This window comes from Thalassospira xianhensis MCCC 1A02616 (genome assembly GCF_003326475.1).
GTDB lineage: Bacteria > Pseudomonadota > Alphaproteobacteria > Rhodospirillales > Thalassospiraceae > Thalassospira > Thalassospira xianhensis.
Map to the genome: position 1 here is coordinate 1 of NZ_JPWA01000019.1, position 18,562 is coordinate 18,562.

Sequence of the window (18,562 nt, forward strand, 5' to 3'; positions counted from 1 at the left end):
GCGCCATTCGGATCGGGCGGCGGCAACCTGTGCGCCCAGCAGCACAACAATCCAGGTCAGATACATCCATAACAGGAAGATCGGTACAATCGCCACGGCGCCATAGATCGTCTGATAGGTCGGGAAATTAATAACGTAGTACCCGAACCCTTTTTTAAGCGCCTCGAACAATCCAGCCGCCACCAAGCCGCCCAAAATACCGTCAATGATCACGACAGAACGGTTCGGCATGCCGATAAATAAAAGCGAGAAGGCAATCGAGGATAGCAGGAAAGGGGCCAAAAACGTCAATTGCCCAATATGTTCACCCAGCCCGTCGGCCCCGACCATATAGCGCATGGCAAAAATATAGGATGCCACCGAAAGACTCAGCCCCAGCAACATCGGCCCGACCGTCAGCAAGGTCCAGAAAACGACGAGTTTCGCCAAAAGTTTGCGCGGAGTGGTAACGCGAAACACATCGTTCATCGCACCTTCGATCGCACCAAGCAGCATGACCGCGGTCAAGGCCAGCACAATCGTGCCCACCGCTGTCATCTGTCCGGTATTCTGAAGGAAATTGCTGAGGTAACCTGTCACCTGTTCGCCAGTTTCGGGCAGAAAATTGTTCAGGACCACGCCCATGATCTGGTCCTTCCACTGTTCAAAAACCGGGAAGGCCGATAATACCGTAAGCGCAACAGCAAGGAACGGAACCATGGCAAGAAGGGTTGTATAAGAAAGCCCCGCTGCGCGTTCGACGGATTTGTCATGCACAAATCGCATAATGGCGTAGCGCCAAAATCCAGTGCGGTCCTTAAGTAATTGCCCGATTGGAACCATTAAACACTTATCCCTGCACGATTTCTGGTTATAGTGTAATTGATCAACAGGATAACGTGACCGCACAAGATAAAACAGGCCAGATTGACCTTGGCTTCGCTTTGTGTAGGATGCGCCCAATGTCAAATGCCTCCTGTGTGGGCCACAGCTTTGTTCCGCGCTGCCCCGCACCAGAGAGAGATCGTGGGAACGAGAGGGAAAATGAGCTTTTCCGCCGAAAACATTTCTGGCCTTATGGCTGGCAAGCGTGGCCTGATCATGGGCGTCGCGAACGATAAATCGATTGCCTGGGGAATTGCGCGTACCGTGGCCGCCGCTGGCGCCGAGGTTGCCTTCACCTATCAGGGCGAAGCACTTGAAAAGCGCGTCCGCCCATTGGCGGAGTCTGTTGGCAGCGACACCGTTCTGCCCTGCGACGTGACCGACGCGGCCAGCATGGATGCCGTTTTTGAAACTTTGAAAGAAAAATGGGGCAAGCTGGACTTCGTCGTGCACGCCATCGGTTTTTCCGACAAAAACGAACTTCGTGGCCGCTATGTCGATACATCGCCTGAAAACTTCGCGCTTTCAATGAACATTTCGGTCTATTCCTTTACCGCGATTGCCCAGCGCGCGGAAAAGCTGATGACCGATGGCGGTTCGCTTCTGACCCTGTCCTATTACGGAGCGGAAAAGGTGATGCCGCATTACAACGTCATGGGCGTTGCCAAGGCTGCCCTTGAAGCCAGCGTGAAATATCTTGCCAATGACTTGGGTCCGGATCGCATCCGTGTGAATGCCATTTCGGCAGGCCCGATGAAGACTCTTGCCGCGTCGGGCATTGGCGATTTCCGCTATATTCTGAAATGGAATGAATACAATTCGCCGATGCGTCGCAACGTTACCCTTGATGATGTTGGCGGGTCGGGTCTGTATTTCCTTTCGGACCTGTCAACTGGTGTCACCGGCGAAACCCATCATGTCGATTGCGGGTATCACACCGTTGGCATGAAACAGGCAGACGCACCGGATATCAATGTTCAGAAATCCTGATCCGAACATGATATGATCTTGCGGGCTGCCTTGCTGGCAGCCCGTTTTGTCTTCAAACACCTGAATTCTGGATATCGGAAATGGCTGGCAACAGTTTTGGCTCCCTGTTTCGCTTCACCACCTTTGGCGAAAGCCACGGCCCGGCGATTGGCTGCGTCGTTGACGGAGTGCCGCCGCTTCTTGATCTGACCGAAGAAGACATCCAGCAGTTTCTTGAAAAACGCAAACCGGGCCAGTCGCGCTTTACCACCCAGCGCCGCGAACCCGATCAGGTCAAGATTCTGTCAGGCGTGTTCGAAGGTAAAACCACCGGCACACCTATCGGACTTCTGATCGAAAACGTTGATCAGCGATCCAAGGATTACGGCGAGATTAAAAACCAGTTCCGCCCGGGCCATGCCGATTACACCTATTGGGAAAAATACGGCATTCGCGATTATCGTGGCGGCGGGCGTTCTTCGGCACGCGAAACCGCGATGCGGGTTGCCGCCGGGGCGATTGCGCGCAAAATCCTTGGCGATGACATCAAAATCCGCGGCGCCCTGATCAAGATGGGCACCAAGGAAATCAATCGTGACAACTGGAACTGGGACGAGGTCGACAACAACCCGTTCTTCTGCCCCGATGCAGCCGCCGTTCCGGTTTTCGAAGAGTATCTTGATGGGCTGCGCAAAGATGGATCATCGGTCGGTGCCGTGATCGAGGTTGTCTGTTCCGGTGTTCCGATCGGGCTTGGCGATCCTGTCTATGACAAGCTTGATGCGGATCTGGCCAAGGCGATGATGACCATCAACGCCGTCAAGGGTGTTGAAATTGGCAACGGGTTTGAGGCCGCCGAACTGACTGGCATCGAAAATGCCGATGAAATGCGCATGGGCGAAGATGGCAAGCCGGTCTTTGGCTCCAACCATGCGGGCGGCATTCTGGGCGGGATTTCTTCCGGTCAGGATGTTGTGGTGCGCTTTGCCGTCAAACCGACCAGTTCGATCCTGACACCGCGCAAAAGTGTCGATATTTTCGGCAAGGATGTTGATGTGGTGACCAAGGGCCGACACGACCCGTGTGTCGGCATTCGTGCTGTTCCGGTCGGCGAAGCCATGGCTGCCATCGTTCTGGCCGATCATCTGCTGCGCCATCGCGGGCAGTGTGATGGCTGGAACCGCAATAAGTAATTCCGGCGGCATTATTTTCCTGAACTAGTCTGTCACAAGCGGGATCGTGCACCGTCAATGGTGCATGAACCCGACATTGTACAAAGCCCTGATCATGCTAGCATCCAACAGCAAACCGGCATCGGCCACAAAGCCCGCCGGGCGGGATGGTGGCTTGGGCAATCGCACCGTCCTTTATGCCGATGAACCGGTCGATTTGCCCGATTGGGGAATTGCGGCCCTGCCCTCGATGATCCTTGGCGCGGCCCCGCAAAGCTGCCTTTTCGTTAGCGACCTGACGGTCGAGGAACCCGATGACGAAACCGAAAGCAGTGCCGGAACGCCCGGTAACGCAGACACAACCCCGCTTGTCAAAGTATCCTTTTCGCTGACTGTCGACAGCGCACCTGGTGACAATTCCAAATTGATCCAGCGACAGATCACCTGGCGTCTTGCCATGCCGGCAAGCACCTTCCGGCAGATCACAACCAGCGCCAACAGCACCCCGGTGCGAGCCCCCGTGATCAGAACGAAGCTGGTTCTGCGCGGTGTTGTCTGTGATGTTGAACTTGGCCTGCTGGAAGTACCGGGCATTACCCAACCTCTTCTGGTTGGGCGCGACACCCTGTCCGACCGCTTCCTGATCCGCCCTGATCATGATAAAGCCTCCCCGACCCCGTCGCCGACCGCAACGCTTTCGATCACGCCGGACGAGCCCGCCGCACCGGCAAAACCGGTTGATCCTGCTTCGACAACGGCACCCGCAACACCAGCAGAACCGGGAAAAGCACCGGAAACGAGTAACGCAGCGCCCCTATCCGCCACATCCAGCCTGGATATGACACCGGTACCGGTAACTCAGGAAAGCACGACATCCTCTGCGGCAGCATCGGCAGCCACTCCAACGCCTGCCCCCACCTCCGATACCGCGAACCCAGCCGCAAATCAGGATGCGGCACCTGCATCCGAAGCCGGTACGTCTGGCGGTAGCACAGCTGTGCCGGATGGCACCAACGGCAACGCAGCCCCGGTGCCACAACCACCCCCCGCGACACCATCGACGGACCAAGGGGGCGATGCTTCTGCTGCCTCGCAACCGGTCGAAGCTGACAAGGCAACATCAACAACGCCTGCCTGAATTCGCCAATCGCTTTTCATCACAAATTGCATGAGGGCGTTGATTTTTGGGCCAAAGCCGCTATCTCGCTTTTATTAGGCAGACCGCATTCCACGTGCGGCTAGATGCCTGATGGTGATGAAAGGGGCAATACCGCATGCCGTTATCAGGACGTGAGCAAAGTCATGCCATACCAACCCGCCGCAGCCTGTTGCAAGGCTGGCTTGCCGCCAGCGCGACCGGCATTTCCGGCATTTCCATGGGGATGTTTGCGCCAATCTTGCGCGCCCAGCCCATAAAACGCGACATCACGCCATCCTGTGGCACCGATGATGAGCCAACCCGCAGCAGCACCGAAGGCCCGTTTTACAGCAAGCAGCCCCCGGAAAAATCCGATTTTCGTGCCGATGCGGATGGCGATCCAGTCACTCTGATCGGGTTTGTCCTGACCCGCGATTGCCAGCCGGTTAGTGGCGCAATCGTCGATCTTTGGCATGCCAATCGCGACGGCGAATATGACAATCGCGGTTTCCGGCTGCGCGGTTATCAGAAAACCGATGCCAAAGGTCGGTACTTTTTCGAAACCATCCGCCCCGCCGAATATGGCAGCCGCACGCCGCACTATCACGTCAAGGTGCGAAACGGGGATGACCGGGTTCTGACCACGCAGCTTTACTTCCCCGGTGAAGCCCGAAACGAGCGGGACTTTCTGTTTAATCCGGCGCTGCTGATGGATGTTCAAAAGGCATCTGACGGTGATATCGCGCGGTTCGATTTTGTTCTGGCCTGATTCAGGCGTTTTCCGGCGAATTCCGATACCAAGAATCCTTTTGCAGGCATTTTTGGCTTGCATTTTGCGGCGCCAGGCATTTATGTTAACAACATTAACATAGTCAAAAATACAAGAAACCGGAATACGAGTTTATGGGAAAGTACCACCACGGTGACGTCCGCAATGTCCTGCTGCAACAAGCCGAAAACATCCTGAACGAAGAAGGCCCGAGCGGGCTTTCACTGCGGCGGCTGGCGCGGCTTACCGGTGTTTCGGAAGCAGCGCCTTATCGCCATTTTGACGGTAAGGATGGCATTTTGGCGGCAGTGGCGATTGATGCGTTTGAACGCTTTGCCGAACGGCTGGAAAATGTCGCGGCAAATGTCCAGAAGCACGAAGAACGGATCATGGCGCTTGGTGCGGCCTATGTGCATTTCGCAGTCGATTTCCCGCAGCATTTCCGCCTGATCTTTGGCCGGGAACGCCCGCCACTGGATCAATATCCAGAGCTCCGCGAGGCAGCGGACAATGCGTTTGATGTTTTGCAGCGCGCCGTTACATCGGTTAATCGTCGTGCCGATATGACCCTGAACGAGGCCGCCACCGCCTATAACCGCGCCCTTGCGGCATGGAGCCGTGCACACGGCATCGCCATGCTGGTGATTGACGGCATGATCGTCCCGCCTGCCGATCAGGAACTCGATGATTTTGTGTTGGGGCTTCTTGCCGAAGACCTGACAGCCCCTGAAAATTCCTGATCCCGATATCCGCAATTCAAAGGCCGCCAAAGATGGAATACACCACCGTCAAATTCATTCACCTTCTGGGTGCCGTGCTGTTTCTGGGCAATATCATCGTCACCGCAGTCTGGAAAAGCCTGGCGGACCGTACGAAAAATCCAGTGATCATTGCCTTTGCCTGCCGGCTGGTGAACGTCACCGATCTGGCTTTTACCGCCTTTGGCGCGGCACTGGTGGTGATTGGCGGTGTCGGGCTGTTTCATGCCGGCGGCACTTCACTTTCCGAGAGCCCGCATCTGACGATGGGTATCAGTCTGTTTGCGATGGCGGCTGTGCTGTGGCTGGTCGGGCTTTTGCCCTTGCAGCTCTATATGTCGCGGATTGCCGCCCAAACGGTGGGGCGGCGGGCGAAGCCGCCATGCCGGTGGCCTATGACAAATGCGTAAAGCTTTCGACGATGCTGGGCATTGCGGCAACGTTGCTGCCGGTCGGTACGCTTTGGTTCATGATCGCCCGTTAACGCCTATAACGTGCGGCGGCGCCGGGTCGCGATCAAAAGGGCCACGACCACCGCCGCACTGCCCATGATATGCCACTGATTAAGCATCTCGCCCAAAATCACCGCCCCAAGGATCGAGGCAACAAAGGGCTGCAACAGCAGAATCATTGATCCGGTGGCTTCATCCACGCGCTTAAGCCCGACCGATACCATTCCCTGCCCGATAACATGCACCAGCATCGCAAGCCCGATCAGCGCCAGCCAGCCTGTCATATGGGGTGGCAGAACGAAGTTTCCCTTTATCAGCATCATCACGCCAAGGGCGATCATGGTGGTCAGGGTGCTCCAGAACATGATTGATACCGCGCTGTGATTACGGCGCAGACGGCTGATGACAATCAGATAACCGGCATAGAAAAAGGCGGCCAGAACGGCAAAGGCATCGCCGCGCATGGATCCGGCGCCGGTTTCACTGGCGCGAAACAGGAAATAGCCGCCAATAACGGCAAACGGCACCCCGCACCAGAACATCACTCCGGGTTTGCGCGCAATGCCAAACAGGCCAAGGAACCCGATAATCACGGGGGCAAGGTTGTTAAGCAAAATCGCATTGCCGACCGTCGTCATTTCAATTGCCATATGGCAGGCAACAAGGTCGGCTGCGAAGAAAAGACCGGCAAGGATCATCAAACCCGTATCACCACGCTTGCGCGCGGAAACACCATTTCCGTTGGCCGGTTTTGATGATCCTGCCGGCATCAAAAAGACGGTCGCGCCCAACACGGGGGCTGCGAGCGCGACACGCCAGAAAGCCGAGGCATCGGGTGACACACCGCTATAACGCACGAAAATCGGACCAAGCCCCATCAGGATTGCAGCCACAACAAGGGTCGCAATAGCCCAGAATGATGACTGAGCCATCAGCTTTAATCCTTCTTCTCGCTGCGCAATATCCGTGGTGGCGGAGGGAGTAACAGATGTACTTCCGGCATTGCGAAGGATGTCAGGTAAGGCACGCGGCATGGTCTGGTCTTTCGAAACGATAGCGAGGTGCAGGTTGTGCAAAATGCGCCCTGGCTGATAGCGCTTATCTTGCAGCGGTGCTATATCGATGTGAAATTGGTTCGCCTTATTGTCGGGATAAATTGCGCTTATGGCTCTTCTGAATGTCGATATCGATCTGCTCAGAACGTTTCTGACCGTGCTGGATACCCAAAGTTTCACACGCACGGCTGAGCGCCTTTTGCGCACGCAACCCGCCATCAGCCAGCAGATCAAAAAGCTTGAAGATACCGTTGGCGCACCGTTGATCACGCGCGATCGCAATGCCATTACCCCGACCACAACCGGACTTGTCGTCAAATCCTATGCCGAGGGGATTATCGGTCTGAATGACAAGATGCTGGCCGATCTTCTTGATGCGGCACCGGCCGTGCTGCGCATCGGGCTTCCCGACGATTATGCCGCGATCTATCTGCCGGAAATCCTGCGGATTGCGGCCCTGCGCCTGCCGGAAACTGAAATCAGCTGCCATGCCGATATCAGCCGCAATCTTGGCAAACGGGTCGCCAATGGCGACCTTGATCTGGCGATTCTGACCGCCGATCCCGAAACGCCCAGCCTGCATGTGACATCCGAACCACTGGTCTGGGTGGCGGATGCCGGGTTTGATCATCAGGCACGTCCGCTTCGCCTGTCGATGTTCCATGATGGCTGCGTGATTCGCCGTTCCGTGACCGAAGTCCTGTCGCAACAGAATATCGCCTTTCGCATCAGCCACAGCAGCGACTCCAATTCGATGATCATCACGGCAATTGATGGCGGTCATGCGCTGGGGGCGATGCCACGCTGTACGGCTGAATATGCCGGAATGCAGATTGTTGATGATCCATCCTTACCGCCACTGCCAAAGATCGACATCGCGCTTCTGGTGCGCGAACAGGCCAATCCTGCGGTTCGGGAACTCGCCCTTGGTGCGATTGCGGCCCTTGCCCCGTCAACACCAGCAGATAGCGACGGAGACAATCACAGTCTGACCGGCACAATTGCGCCTGCCATGGCTCCGGCTTCTTCCACCATATGAAAAGACTTTTTATGCGGTTGATTGCCCGATAACGACGCCCATAAGATGCCCCGGCAAGAAACAGCCGTTTCAATAACATCCTGCCGGAGACGCCCGATGCTGACCATCAAACGCCTGTCGATCGACGATGCCAAAATACTGATCGAAGGCGCACGCAATCGCGCCACCGAAATCGGTATTCCCATGTGCATTGCCATCACCGATGAATCCGGTATCCTGATTGCCTTTGAACGCATGGACGGTGGTAAAGTCACCAGCACAACCATCGCCCAGGACAAGGCATTCACCGCAGCGGGCGCGCGCAAGGCGACCCACGAATATGCAGCGAGCGCCCAGCCCGGCATGGTGGCATTTGGTATCGATTCCGAATGTGGCGGTCGCCTGTCGATTGTGGCCGGTGGTTTGCCGGTATCGGTCGATGGGGATGTTGTCGGCGGGATCGGTGTCAGTTCCGGCACCCCGCCGCAGGATCAGGATTGTGCCCAGGCCGGTATTGATCATTTCCTGAAAGTGATCGGTAAATAAGCCCATCACTATTGGCGGGAATCGGCGTTGATTACGCCGATTTCCGCCCGCCAATCAGAAATTCGACATTGCCTTCGGGCCCAGTGATCGGGCTTGTCGCGATGCCAAGCGCCTCCCAGCCCGGCAGATTTGCCAGCCAGTCGGAAATGGTGTCGCAGACTTCCTGATGCAGTTCCGGTTCACGGACCACGCCCTTTTTCCCAACACGTTCCTTGCCAACTTCGAATTGCGGCTTGATCAGAGCGATCAGCCAGCCGCCCGGCTTGACCAGATCAAGGCTTGCCGGAAGTACGGTGCGAAGGCCGATGAAGCTGGCGTCGCAGACGACAATATCAATGGGGTCGGGAATTTGCTCGGACGTAATGTGACGGGCGTTGGTCTTTTCCATCACGACAACCCGGTCGTCATTGCGCAGTTTCCAGTCAAGCTGCCCCTGCCCGACATCGACGGCGAAAACCTTGGCCGCACCGTTTTGCAGCAGGACATCGGTAAAACCGCCGGTCGAGGAACCGACATCAATGCCTGTAAAACCGGTAACATCGACGCCGAACTCGGCCAGACCCTTTTCAAGCTTGAGCCCGCCGCGCGACACCCACGGATGGGGCTGCCCGCGCAGGGTCAGTGACATGTCTTCCTTGCATTGCAGCCCCGGTTTATCCAGCCGTTGCTCGCCGCTAAAGACATTGCCTGCCATGATGAAAGCCTGCGCCTTGGACCGGGTTTCCACCAGTCCGCGTTCGACAAGCAATTGATCCAAACGTTTCTTTGCCATGCGCGGGTTTTAACGCAAAGCAGCGCAAGCGTCTAGCTTGCCAATGGTTCCAGATAGCCGCGCGGCACGATGGCAAGAAGATCGTTTAACGCCTCGCCCTGAACCGCGACATGCTGATGCATCAGCTTTCCGGCCCGTTCGGCATCGCCGGTCGAGATCGCTTCGAGGATTTCGGAATGCTCGGCATTGGATTTTTTCACCCGGCCCGGCCGGTGCAACTGCAAACGGCGATAGGGTGCCAGACGGTTGCGCACATTCTTGGTCTGGCGTTCAAGGAAGCTGTTGCGGCAACCGGAATAGATCACTTCGTGGAAATTGACGTTGGCCTCGTAATAGGCATCGGCATCCGCATGTTCCTGAAGCTCGCTGCATTCATTGCCAAGCGCTATCAGCTTTTCGATGTCGGCACGCGGCATGCGACGTGCGGCAAGACGGGCGCACATGGCTTCCAGTTCGGCCATGACTTCGAACATTTCAATCAGATCAGCCACCGTGATCGAGGCAACAATGGTTCCGCGACGAGGCATGGTCGCGACAAGTCCGGACCCCGCCAGCGTTTGCAGGGCCTCGCGCACGGGGGTGCGTGAAACGCCGAACCGTTCCGAAAGACTGCGCTCGTCCAGCTTGTCGCCGGGTTTAAGAACACCGGTGACAATATCGCGTTCAAGTTTCTGAACCAGGTCGGTGGCGAGCTTGCCGTTCCGTGACATGAGAAGCCTCATCCTTACGCTGCAATCGTGGTATACCAGACCATAGAAAATGGTACCGCGCAAAGCCTTTTCCGTGCTGCTTTGCATCGAAATTCTGCTGCAATGCAAAAATTCAACCGCAGAAAACCGGGAAAATGGCTGCAATCCTCAGGCGCACATCTGTGGCACTGCAATACACATTTCTGGTATACAAAAAGACGTAGACAGGATGCCAGAAATCTGTAACGCTTTTTGATATTGCGAAATCCGCACCAATAAAAAGACGTGCAAACGCGTCATGAATGCATCCAGAAACGCATGCTTCATCCGGGAGGAAAAGATGAAGATTTTCAAACGTACTCTGTCGGCGTCTGTCGCCGCCATCACCCTGTCCATCGCCGCCTTCGGTATGTCTTCGAACGCTGATGCGGAAACGCTCAAGCTGTCGCACCAGTGGTCGACCGGCGATGTTCGCCATAAAGTCGCGCAGATCATTGCCGACGAAGTCAAAGCCGCCAATGTCGATCTGGAAATCCAGATTTTCCCGTCCGGTTCGCTGTTCAAGGCGAACGAACAGTGGACTCCGATGGAACGCGGTCAGCTTGACATGATTGTTTATCCGCTGGCCTATGCCGGTGGCCGTATTCCGGCAACCAACCTGACCCTGATGCCGGCACTGGTGAAAAACCATGACCATGCCGATCGTCTGAATAACTCGCCCTTCATGGCAAAAATGGAAGAACTCCTGAACGAAAACGGGGTTGTTACCATTGCCAAGGGCTGGCTGGCCGGTGGCTTTGCCTCGACCAAGGGCTGCATCCGGGTTCCGGATGATGTCAAAGGCCTGCAGATTCGTGCAGCCGGCAAATCCTTCGAACAGATGCTTCAGGGTGCCGGTGCGTCCATCGCCGCAATGCCAAGCTCGGAAATCTATCCGGCGATGCAGACCGGTGTTCTGGATGCCACCAACACCAGTTCGTCCAGCTTCGTTTCGTATCGCATCTATGAGCAGGTCAAATGCTATACCCCGGCGGGTGCCAACGCGCTGTGGTTCATGTATCAGCCGGTTCTGATGTCGAAGAAAACCTATGACGGTCTGAACGACGCCCAGAAAGACGCCCTTGCTGCGGCTGCCAAAAAGGCCGAGGCCTTCTATTCCGAAGAAGCACGGAAAGAAGATGCCGCCAGTGTCACGGTCTTCAAGGATGCCGGTGTTGAAATTGCCGATCTGACCGACGCCGACTTCAAGGCATGGCAGGACCTCGCCAAGCAGACGTCCTATGCCAAGTTTGTCGAAGAAACCCCGGGCGGTCAGGAAATGCTCGATATGGCTCTTTCTGTCGAATAATGGTGTCGTGGCGCCGGGTGCATGCCCTGCATGCCGGCGCCACTTCTTTTCCGCTTTTTTGCGACGACCTTGATCTTCAGGAGTCCCAGCGTGGCGAACGCAGTTTTTCCCAATTCCTTACCGGTTGACCTGCCCGACGATGGCAATCCGGCCCCGCGTGCCCGGTCAAACCATAACAGTTTCCCGCCGCCACCCGATGTCGAACCGCTGCCTGAAAAAACCGGCAGCAACGGAAATGGCGCGCGCCCTGCCCCGATGGCACCGCGTGGCCCGCTCGATCATGCGATCAATGTCGTTCATTTCCTGTCAAAGGCCTGCGGTGTTGCCGCGGCATCGATGTTCTTCATCGCCATGCTGCTGATCTGCCAGCTTGTCTTTATCCGTTACATCCTGAACTCGTCCACCGTCTGGCAGACGGAGGCCGTGATTTACCTGATGATCGGCGGCACCCTGATCGGGCTTCCCTATGTCCAGCTTCTGCGCGGGCATGTGAATGTCGATCTGCTGCCGATGTATCTGAAACGTGGTGCGCGCAAGCTGCTTGCGGTTGCGACCCTGCTGTGCGGCCTTGGCATCAGCGGCCTGTTTGCCTTTTACGGCATCGAACTGGTCATCGAAGCCTATCAGGGCGGATGGAAATCCCCGACCATCTGGGCGGCTGAACTCTGGAAACCCTACCTGATGCTGCCAGTCGGTTTTGGCCTGCTGTTCCTGCAATTATTCGCCGATCTGCTGTGCCTTCTGACCAACCGGTCGAAAGCCTTCCATATCGAAGACAACCCGTTTTAAGGAGCTGGTGCAATGGATCCGCTTTCACTCGCAGCACTCGTTGGCATTGTCACCACCCTGATCCTGTTTTCCGGCATTCCGGTCGGCATCGGGCTTCTGATGGTTGGTGTCGGCTTTATCTGGATTTTCGATGGCGCAAGTGCGTTACCGCTGCTGCCTGAAATCCTGTTTTCCAAACTCGAAAGTTTCGAAGTTCTCGCGATCCCGATGTTTATCCTGATGGGGGCGGTTGTCGCATCGTCCCGTGCGGGCGGGGATCTTTATTCCGTTCTTGATCGCTGGTTAACGCGTGTGCCGGGAGGATTGGTTATTTCCAACCTGGGGGCATGCGCGATCTTTTCAGCCCTGTCGGGATCATCACCGGCGACCTGTGCCGCGATTGGCAAAATGGGCATCCCCGCCATGCGTGAACGCGGCTTCCCGAGCTCGGTTGCGGCAGGTTCGATTGCAGCGGGCGGTACGCTTGGCATTCTGATCCCGCCAAGTGTCACCATGATTGTTTATGGTATCTCCACCGACACATCGATCGGGCGGCTGTTCCTTGCCGGTCTTCTGCCCGGTCTGATGCTGACGGCACTGTTCATGGCATGGTCGCTTTTTTCGACCTGGCGTCAGGGAAATGCATCGGTTGCACTGGCATCGGTGACCTATAGCTGGAAGGAAAAATTTGAAATCCTTCCGCGCGTCCTGCCCTTCATCGTCATTATCTGTGCGGTTCTGTTCGCGCTGTATGGCGGGGTGGCAACGCCTTCGGAAACGGCGGGTGTTGGTGCGCTGTTCTGCCTGATTGTCGCGATGATCATTTATCGCATGTGGCAGCCGGGCAAGCTTTGGAACATCATGCGCGACACGACCAAAGAGTCGGTGATGATCCTTCTGATCATCGGGGCTGCCGGTCTGTTCAGCTATATGCTGTCCTCGCTGTTCATCACCCAGTCGATTGCACAGTGGATTTCCGCCCTTGACGTCAACCGCTGGGTCCTGATGGGTTTCATCAACGTGTTCCTGCTGATCAGCGGTTTCTTCCTGCCACCGGTTGCCGTGATCCTGATGTCGGCCCCGATCCTTCTGCCGGTTATCGTCAATGCCGGGTTTGATCCCTACTGGTTCGCCGTGATCCTGACGATCAACATGGAAATCGGCCTGATTACCCCGCCGGTTGGCCTGAACCTTTATGTCATCAACGGGATTGCACCCGATATCCGCCTGCAGACGATCCTGAAAGGGGCGATGCCCTATGTGCTGTGCATGGTGGTTGCCATTGTGATCCTGTGCTTCTTCCCGCAAATCGCCACCTGGCTTCCCGAAACGGTCATAGGGGGACGCTAAAATGTCCGGAATTTCCGTCAGAAGCTGGATATCCAGTATTGCCGATCGTGGCCGGGAGCTTCTTGACCTGCCGCTTTCGACACCGCAGGACCCGTTTGCCCAGCTTAAAGCGATGTGCAAGGACCTTGTGTCGCAAAAGGGCGAGGCCCGCGGAACGGCCGTTGCCCGCGAAGTGGTCCGCATGTGGGAAACCCTGCCGGAAGAGGATCATCTGCGCTTTTTCGAGATGATGCAAAATGATTTCAGTGCCAACCGCACCGAAGTCAAAAAGGCAAGCGAGGCCTTTGCCAATGATCCGTCCGAAGCCAATCTGGCGGTTCTGACCCATGCGTCAGAACCCGCCCGGCAGGAGCTTTTGCGCCGGATCAATATGGCACCGGGCGGTACACGCGCGATTGTCGATATGCGTGAAACGCTTCTGGGGCTGATCAAGGAAAATCGCCACCTTGAACCGCTTGACGCCGATATGCAGCACCTGCTGACAAGCTGGTTCAATCGCGGCTTTCTTGAACTGCGCCATATCGATTGGGATACGTCGGCCGCCATCCTTGAAAAACTGATCCGCTATGAAGCGGTTCATGAAATCAAGGGCTGGGATGATTTGCGCCGTCGTCTGGCGACGGATCGCAAATGCTTTGCCTTCTTCCATCCGGCGATCCCCGATGATCCGCTGATCTTTGTTGAAGTTGCCCTTGTGCACGGACTTGCCGATAGCGTTCAGGCGCTTCTGGCACCGGAAATCGATGGAACGGCACCGCAGAAGGCCAATACCGCGATCTTCTATTCGATCAGCAACTGCCAATCGGGCCTTAAGGGTATTTCATTTGGCAACTTCCTGATCAAACAGGTGGTCGAGGAGCTGAAACGCGAGTTCCCGAAACTCAGACAATTCGCCACCCTGTCGCCCATTCCGGGCTTTATGGGATGGCTGCGCACCCGTCAGAAAAGCAAGTCGGACGACGCCGATATCGCCGCAACCGTTCTTGCCGCGATGAGTGACGACGACTGGATCAATGACGCGGAAAAAGTCGCCGAACTCAAAAAGCCGGCCATGATGCTGTGTGCACGTTATCTTGCGACCTGCAAGCGCGGCAAATCGCCGCTTGATCCAACCGCACGTTTCCATCTTGGCAATGGGGCGCAGCTTGAGCGCCTGAACTGGCTTGGCGATACATCGTCCAAGGGACTGCGTCAGGCGGGTGGGATGATGGTCAATTACGCCTATCACCTTGACGATATTGAACGAAACCACGAAGCGCTGATGAATGACGGCAAGATCGCCGTTTCGAAATCGGTCATGCAGCTTACGGGAAACTAGGACAGAACCATGTCGGATAATCTTTTCAACGAATTTACCAAACGTTTCCCGGCGGACCGTTCGCGCACTTTTCTGATCGAACGCGACGGCACCGAGCGCAGCTTTGCCTGGTTGCTGGATCGTACCGCGCGCTATGCCACGGTGCTTGCCGATCATGGCGTGGTCAAGGGCGACCGTGTTGCTGCCCAGATCGATAAATCATCCGATGTGATCGCGCTTTATCTGGCCTGCCTTCAGCTTGGCGCCATTCACCTGCCGCTGAACACGGCCTATACCGGTGATGAAATCGCCTATTTCCTTGGTGATGCCGCGCCGCGCGTTTTTGTCTGCCGCCCGGCGCATATTGATGCCGCCAAAACCCTTGGCGCGCAGAACAATGTCGGTGCGGTCCTGTCGCTTGGCGACAAGGGCGATGGCAGCCTGAATGATCTGGCCGCCAATGCCAAACCACATGGTGACGTCGCCGATGTGACCAAGGATGACATTGCCGCCATTCTGTATACGTCGGGCACGACGGGCCGATCCAAGGGCGCGATGCTGACGCATGGCAATCTCGGTTCCAACGCGCTGACCCTGCATAAGGCATGGGGTTTCAGGCCGGGTGATACGCTTTTGCATGCCCTGCCGCTGTTTCACACGCATGGCCTGTTTGTTGCGATCAACATCATGCTGGTCAATGGCGGCAAGGTGATCCTGCTTCCGAAATTCGATGCCGATGACGTGGTGGAACGCCTGCCGAATGCCACTGTTCTGATGGGGGTTCCGACCTTCTATACCCGTCTTCTGGCCCATCCGAAGTTTGACAAGGATCTGGTGGCCAATATGCGCCTGTTCGTGTCGGGTTCGGCACCGCTTCTGGCGGAAACCCACGATGCATTCTTTGAACGGACCGGGCACAAGATCCTTGAACGTTATGGCATGACCGAAACCTGCATGAACACGTCAAACCCGCTGGATGGCGAGCGCCGTCCGGGGGCGGTTGGCCCGACCCTTCCGGGGATCGAGGCGCGTGTCTGTGACAAGGATGGCAATGTTCTGCCGGTCGGTGAAATCGGCGTACTTGAAGTCCGCGGGCCCAACGTTTTCAAGGGTTACTGGCAGATGCCGGAAAAAACCGCATCCGAATTCCGCACGGACGGGTTCTTTATCACCGGCGACCTCGCAACCATCGGCGCAGATGGTTATGTCACCATCGTCGGGCGCGACAAGGACCTGATCATTTCGGGTGGTTTCAACGTCTATCCCAAGGAAGTCGAGGAAATCATCGCCGAATATGACGAGGTCGAGGAAGTCGCGATCTTTGGTCTGCCGCATCCCGATTTCGGCGAAGCGGTTGCAGGTGTCATCGTCCCGGCCAAGGGGGCGAAACCCGATGCCGAAGCGATCATCAAACGCACCCAGGACAAGCTTGCAAAATTCAAGGTGCCCAAACGCATCTGGATGCTCGACGAATTGCCGCGCAACACCATGGGCAAAATCCAGAAGGCCCAGCTGCGCAAGGATTATGCCGATACCTTTGCAACCCCGTCCGGCAAATCTGCCAACGGGTAATTGCACGCTCTGTTTCGTTTTCCCGTGTCTCCCTGCTGTCTTGCAGACAGCCAAACTCCTTCACCGGTCGGAAATTCTGGCCGGTGATTTTTTTTTGCGCGGATTCTCAAAAAGTTCTTGATTTGTTCTTTTTATTCTGATAGAAAAGAAAAGTCAACGGGATAAAAGCGCCCGGACGAAAACCCGCAAAGCGTGATGCGCTTTGCGGGTTTTTGCGTTTTGGGCCAGATGAAAGTGATGATGATGCAGCGGCACAAAGACAGACCGATCCGGCGGCAACATCGCCGGATGATGACTGGCGGGTGGAAAAGCCATTACGGAGGTTTTGCGCCCGTGTCCTAACCCACCCCAAGGTCACCCAAAGGTCAAGACGGGAGAAGTGCGCCTTGTTGGCAAGGCAACCGGTAAAATTGTGATCGACAGCGGCTGGGCTGCGCCGGGCAGCATCTGGCAAGCGGCGGCTCATGATGGGCCATGACGGGAGAGGTGCGCCTTGTTCGCGGAGTGGCTGCAAGATTGCAATCGGCAGCGGCTGGCAGAATTGGGCAGCAGGTGGCAAACAGCGGCGGGAGATGGGTCTATTGGAGCGGATGGTCCGATGCGACTGGTGCGACCGGCTGGCGTCCGTCGACTGTTTGGATTTCCGTGTTCACCAAACGCGGGATATCCGCCGAAGGCGCCAGCGCGGCAAAGGTTGGCGGAACCACGTGCCGGAGGCAGCATGGGAGGATCACGGCAGGTAGTCTGTCATCGGGCAGCGAAGATCAGGGCGATAGCTTGCGGCGGCTTGACGGGAGTTCGGTGCCTTCCGTGTTCTCCGAACGGGGGATATCCGCCGAAGGAGCAGCGCGGCAAGGGTTTGCGGGACCACGTGTCGGCGGCAGCATGGGAGGATCACGGCAGGTTGTCTGTCATCGGGTGGTGAAGAGATCAGGGTGATCGACTGGAGCAGCGTGGTTGTCGATTGGCCGGGTGTGGCGTGGACTTGGTTGGCCTGGCTGGATTTGGCCTGGCCGCGCCGTCTGGCAAATCCACCATCGGGCGAAACCGCCAACGGTCGGAAATTCTGGCGGGTGTTTGTCTTGAACATCGGTTCCAAGGATGCACTTGGAAAACAGTGCCAAAATCAGCATGATGGGATGAAGGTCCCCACGCTCTGTCATATCAGCCTGCCCGTTTTGCGGACAGGATCGGGATAAAGGCAATCGCATGGTCATGGTGAAACTTGACGACGCAATCGACCGGATCACGAGTGATATTTCCCAAACCGGTGCGCTGACCGCAGAAGCGTCGCGCCGATACGAGGAAATGTTTCCCGGCTTCCGCGCCGAACTGGCCCGTGTGCTTGAACAGGCACCGACCATCAGTGACGCCGCGCAGGCGGCCATGATGCTGGTTGATACGGCATCCCGGACCCTGCGTGACAGTTTTCCCCATCAGCCTCATTGCGACTGCCGCGATGGATGCAGCGCGTGCTGCCATCTGTTTGTTGCGGTGCCGCCCGGTGTCACAAGCCTGATTGCCGAGCATATCCGCAAAACGTTTCCGCCAGACGAACAGCAGGCATTGCTGGAACGTCTGGGCCAGGCAGCAAGGATCATTGAACAGGCCAAAACCACATCCGAAGTGCGCGCACGCTGCCCGCTTCTGGGGACGGATGAAAGATGCACGATCTATGACGTTCGGCCCCTGACCTGCCGGGCCTTTACATCATCAAGTGCGCCGCGTTGCCACACCATGGTCTTTGGCGACGAAGATCAGCGCAAAGACCGGATTGATCAGAATCCCGGGCATTTTCGCCTGCATCTTGAAGCCACCGAAGCCCTGCAGGACGCCGCCAGGGCACGCGGGCTTGACGGGCGGCAAAAGGGGTTCGTCCACGCGCTTCTTGATCGGCTGGCACCATCGCAGGATCGGGCAGCCGATTAAATTTTCGGCTTGTTTGTTGCATCCTTGCGGAACAGGTCCATTTTCAAGACGTTCACAAAATTCATTCCTTTCCAGATCAACGCGGACATAGCAGCA

Annotated in this window: 19 protein-coding genes; 15 read left to right on the forward strand and 4 right to left on the reverse strand. The window is 56.6% G+C overall.

Annotation, left to right across the window (positions count from 1 at the left end; all coding sequences use genetic code 11):
- A partial coding sequence (locus tag TH5_RS15280; RefSeq protein WP_114122624.1) for a YihY family inner membrane protein occupies positions 1-822 on the reverse strand: 822 nt, incomplete at its 3' end.
- Positions 823-1,023: 201 nt separating this feature from the next.
- Here TH5_RS15280 and fabI point away from each other — a divergent pair.
- The 6 genes from fabI (at position 1,024) to TH5_RS15310 (ending at position 6,080) form a co-directional block, all read left to right on the forward strand.
- Positions 1,024-1,854, forward strand: a complete 831-nt coding sequence (fabI, locus tag TH5_RS15285) for an enoyl-ACP reductase FabI (RefSeq protein WP_114122556.1) — start codon at positions 1,024-1,026, stop codon at positions 1,852-1,854.
- A gap of 80 nt (positions 1,855-1,934) precedes the next feature.
- On the forward strand, positions 1,935-3,026 hold the full coding sequence (aroC, locus tag TH5_RS15290; RefSeq protein ID WP_114122557.1) for a chorismate synthase: 1,092 nt from the start codon (positions 1,935-1,937) through the stop codon (positions 3,024-3,026).
- A 94-nt stretch (positions 3,027-3,120) separates the two neighbouring features.
- Positions 3,121-4,143, forward strand: coding sequence for a hypothetical protein (locus tag TH5_RS15295; protein ID WP_167443570.1), 1,023 nt, complete (start codon positions 3,121-3,123; stop codon positions 4,141-4,143).
- Positions 4,144-4,279: 136 nt separating this feature from the next.
- The gene (locus TH5_RS15300; RefSeq protein WP_244204940.1) at positions 4,280-4,912 is read left to right on the forward strand and encodes a dioxygenase family protein; all 633 of its coding nucleotides are present in this window, start codon (positions 4,280-4,282) and stop codon (positions 4,910-4,912) included.
- Positions 4,913-5,046: 134 nt separating this feature from the next.
- Entirely contained in the window at positions 5,047-5,652 is a 606-nt protein-coding gene (locus TH5_RS15305; protein WP_114122559.1) for a TetR/AcrR family transcriptional regulator, read from the forward strand.
- Between the two features lie 32 nt (positions 5,653-5,684).
- Positions 5,685-6,080 carry a DUF2269 family protein gene (locus TH5_RS15310; protein ID WP_244204941.1) on the forward strand — a complete coding sequence of 132 codons (396 nt, stop codon included), beginning with the start codon at positions 5,685-5,687 and terminating at the stop codon, positions 6,078-6,080.
- Between the two features lie 77 nt (positions 6,081-6,157).
- Here the strand turns inward: TH5_RS15310 and TH5_RS25340 are convergent, their stop codons facing one another.
- Positions 6,158-7,156, reverse strand: a complete 999-nt coding sequence (locus TH5_RS25340) for a DMT family transporter (protein ID WP_167443571.1) — start codon at positions 7,154-7,156, stop codon at positions 6,158-6,160.
- A gap of 130 nt (positions 7,157-7,286) precedes the next feature.
- On the opposite strand from TH5_RS25340, the gene TH5_RS15320 reads away from it, so the two are divergent.
- Both TH5_RS15320 and TH5_RS15325 read left to right on the forward strand, forming a co-directional pair.
- Positions 7,287-8,216, forward strand: coding sequence for a LysR family transcriptional regulator (locus TH5_RS15320; RefSeq protein WP_062958987.1), 930 nt, complete (start codon positions 7,287-7,289; stop codon positions 8,214-8,216).
- A gap of 96 nt (positions 8,217-8,312) precedes the next feature.
- Entirely contained in the window at positions 8,313-8,741 is a 429-nt protein-coding gene (locus tag TH5_RS15325) for a GlcG/HbpS family heme-binding protein (protein ID WP_114122560.1), read from the forward strand.
- A gap of 31 nt (positions 8,742-8,772) precedes the next feature.
- Here the strand turns inward: TH5_RS15325 and TH5_RS15330 are convergent, their stop codons facing one another.
- Positions 8,773-9,513 carry a TlyA family RNA methyltransferase gene (locus TH5_RS15330; protein ID WP_114122561.1) on the reverse strand — a complete coding sequence of 247 codons (741 nt, stop codon included), beginning with the start codon at positions 9,511-9,513 and terminating at the stop codon, positions 8,773-8,775.
- Between the two features lie 32 nt (positions 9,514-9,545).
- Complete coding sequence (locus tag TH5_RS15335; protein WP_062952434.1) at positions 9,546-10,223, reverse strand: GntR family transcriptional regulator; 678 nt, start codon at positions 10,221-10,223, stop codon at positions 9,546-9,548.
- A 319-nt stretch (positions 10,224-10,542) separates the two neighbouring features.
- Between TH5_RS15335 and dctP the strand changes: the two genes are divergently transcribed.
- The 7 genes from dctP (at position 10,543) to TH5_RS15375 (ending at position 18,466) form a co-directional block, all read left to right on the forward strand.
- Positions 10,543-11,550: a TRAP transporter substrate-binding protein DctP gene (dctP, locus tag TH5_RS15340; protein ID WP_062952433.1), complete on the forward strand. Its 1,008-nt coding sequence runs from the start codon at positions 10,543-10,545 to the stop codon at positions 11,548-11,550.
- A gap of 90 nt (positions 11,551-11,640) precedes the next feature.
- On the forward strand, positions 11,641-12,339 hold the full coding sequence (locus TH5_RS15345; protein ID WP_114122626.1) for a TRAP transporter small permease: 699 nt from the start codon (positions 11,641-11,643) through the stop codon (positions 12,337-12,339).
- Positions 12,340-12,351: 12 nt separating this feature from the next.
- Positions 12,352-13,668 (forward strand): TRAP transporter large permease, encoded by a 1,317-nt coding sequence (locus TH5_RS15350; RefSeq protein WP_062952432.1) that lies wholly within the window; start codon positions 12,352-12,354, stop codon positions 13,666-13,668.
- Position 13,669: 1 nt separating this feature from the next.
- Positions 13,670-14,986: a malonyl-CoA decarboxylase gene (locus tag TH5_RS15355; protein WP_114122562.1), complete on the forward strand. Its 1,317-nt coding sequence runs from the start codon at positions 13,670-13,672 to the stop codon at positions 14,984-14,986.
- Positions 14,987-14,995: 9 nt separating this feature from the next.
- Positions 14,996-16,537, forward strand: coding sequence for a malonate--CoA ligase (locus TH5_RS15360; protein WP_114122563.1), 1,542 nt, complete (start codon positions 14,996-14,998; stop codon positions 16,535-16,537).
- A 935-nt stretch (positions 16,538-17,472) separates the two neighbouring features.
- A complete protein-coding gene (locus TH5_RS15370) occupies positions 17,473-17,736 on the forward strand; it encodes a hypothetical protein (protein WP_114122565.1) in 264 nt (87 codons plus the stop codon).
- A 10-nt stretch (positions 17,737-17,746) separates the two neighbouring features.
- Positions 17,747-18,466 (forward strand): YkgJ family cysteine cluster protein, encoded by a 720-nt coding sequence (locus TH5_RS15375; protein ID WP_114122566.1) that lies wholly within the window; start codon positions 17,747-17,749, stop codon positions 18,464-18,466.
- The last annotated feature ends 96 nt before the right edge of the window (positions 18,467-18,562 follow it).